Below are 2,029 nucleotides of genomic sequence, written 5' to 3' on the forward strand. Positions count from 1 at the left end.
AGTAAGACAAAGAAAGGGGATTACAGTCTCACACTTGAGGGACTAAAAAACTGTCTTGACAACGGGGTCCACTTTACCCTGACCTGCGCCGCACTCTTAGGACACTCGGGACGCCCAATCCCCGTATCACCGGGATTCCACCCCGGCCGGAAGTTTTAGGCCCAAGGGGCCCAAGGACGTAAGCCTTTTGCAAGAATGACAGCGCGTGTGTGGGCGTTTCACCCACCCCAGATCATCTGGCCCCTATGCACGCGTGTCGACACATGTGTCCGTGCCTTGAGGATTCGAACCTCTGGTGCGCCCAACACGCCGGCACGATAAGTGCAGACTGGCATACCGCCTAGTGACGTCAAGCCACGTCGTCCCTCAACTCCGAGAGAGTGTGTTCGAACGGCATCCAGCGTGTCAACAATCATGGCGACCAGTCCTGCCCTGGTTCGCTGGCCAGGTGTCCCTACGGACCCAGACGGCCATCGTCGGACCACGGGAGCACTCACACAGGGAGCCATCCCGTCGCATGGTCCAGCCCGTCATCTCGCCGTGCGGCGCCATGAACAAAAGACGGCATGCCCGGCAGGGCGTGCCTGGGTCCTTACCAATCCCATACCGCCGCTAACGAAACAAGCGGCCAATGGGAACCGCCTATTTGCTTGAAGGGAGACATAGAGGGCGATAGGCCATAATTCTATTGTTCCAGAAGGGGTCGATCTTTTCGAGACGGGGATCGTGATATCCAGGTTCCTTGGAGATGAGCTTGGGAGACTTTGTGGCGTGAGGCGCAGGGGGGGTTACTCGTCGATATCGAGGCCGAGTTCTTTAATGAACTCGCGGTGTATTCTCCAATCTATTGCAAGACCAGAGCCGGAACAAAAATGAGGGCGACGCAAAAGGACGCCATGCCGACGATGAGCGCGACAAATGCCCAGTCCGGCATACCTTTACCGCGTCGTTCCCGAAGCATCTGCACGACACCAAAGCATACGGGGGCCGCGATGAAAGTGGCTACAACGGCTAAGAACGGCCACGCAGATCGCCAGGCGTGCGGATGACCATGAGCCGCACGAGACCAGATGGTGGCGACAGTCGGAATACCCACCATGAGGAAGCCGACAAACATTACCAATAGGACCAAACCCACAGACGAATTCCGTTGGGCTGATGGTTGTCGCGGATTACGACCTTCCATTATCACGCGATATCACTCCTGCAAAATAATACACCGAGATGCCGCAGGAATCGAACCTGCCACAGCAAGATTTGGAGTCTCGCTCGCCGCCTTGGAACATGGGCACCTGAATGGGCTGGATGCCGCTGCGCGGGCACTAACCCAAGAGTTAAAAAGATCATGGCGGCGGGTCCTGCCCCCGCTCCGTTCCGTTTAGTGTGGTCGCGTCATCAGGGAAGGGCCCCTCCTGACGAGCTCCGCGCTCCCAATGGCCTGGGGGACACGCGGTCCGACGCTATCATCGGTGCGACTCACCCTGCACCCCACGACTTGGCCTGCCGGGGGTGGCGGCGCGGAACGATACACCAACCTTAGCCCGTCATCTCGCCGGGCTGCGCCATGAAATCAACCGGAAATGCAAGGAAAACGTCATGCGGCCGGGAGGCCGCGTTAAGGGTGGGTCAGCAGTATCGTGACAAACCCGACGATAATCACGACGAGCGTACCCCAATACCAGTATTGGAGGTTCGTGAGTTTTTGATCGAACTTGGCGTCGAGCGCCTGCATCTCTTGGCGTAAACCACCGAGGCCATGACCGAGCTCTTGGCGTACGGTGCTGATTTCTTGACCGAGTTCTTGGCGCACGATGCTGATTTCTTGGCCGAGCTCTTGGCGCAACGCATCAGCCGTCCGCTCCTGTTCGCGGCGGACACCATCAATCTTGTCATCGAGCCGGTTAATCGCCTGCAAGAGATAGAATCCCCAATGGTCGGGAAAATCTTGCGTAGTGGGTGGCGTCGGCGGTTGATCCGACATAGGATGCTCTCCTTCCATCGAGCAAACTCCTCTCATCAGCAGTATACC

Annotated in this window: 2 protein-coding genes and 1 tRNA gene; all 3 read right to left on the reverse strand. The window is 57.8% G+C overall.

The window, feature by feature from the left end; all coding sequences use genetic code 11:
- Window positions 1-844: 844 nt before the first annotated feature.
- The gene (locus tag HIJ39_RS22615) at window positions 845-1,186 is read right to left on the reverse strand and encodes a hypothetical protein (RefSeq protein WP_169103290.1); all 342 of its coding nucleotides are present in this window, start codon (window positions 1,184-1,186) and stop codon (window positions 845-847) included.
- A gap of 36 nt (window positions 1,187-1,222) precedes the next feature.
- A tRNA-OTHER gene (locus HIJ39_RS22620) sits at window positions 1,223-1,293 on the reverse strand.
- 322 nt (window positions 1,294-1,615) lie between these two features.
- Window positions 1,616-1,981, reverse strand: coding sequence for a hypothetical protein (locus tag HIJ39_RS22625; protein ID WP_169103291.1), 366 nt, complete (start codon window positions 1,979-1,981; stop codon window positions 1,616-1,618).
- Between the last annotated feature and the right edge of the window lie 48 nt (window positions 1,982-2,029).

It is taken from the genome of Sulfobacillus harzensis, assembly GCF_012933365.1.
Taxonomy (GTDB): Bacteria; Bacillota; Sulfobacillia; order Sulfobacillales; family Sulfobacillaceae; genus Sulfobacillus_B; species Sulfobacillus_B harzensis.

Excerpts from the sequence above, each read along its gene's own strand:
- HIJ39_RS22615 (WP_169103290.1), bottom strand. The coding sequence starts at position 1,186 with ATGGAAGGTCGTAATCCGCGACAACCATCAGCCCAACGGAATTCGTCT.
- HIJ39_RS22625 (WP_169103291.1), bottom strand. The coding sequence starts at position 1,981 with ATGTCGGATCAACCGCCGACGCCACCCACTACGCAAGATTTTCCCGAC.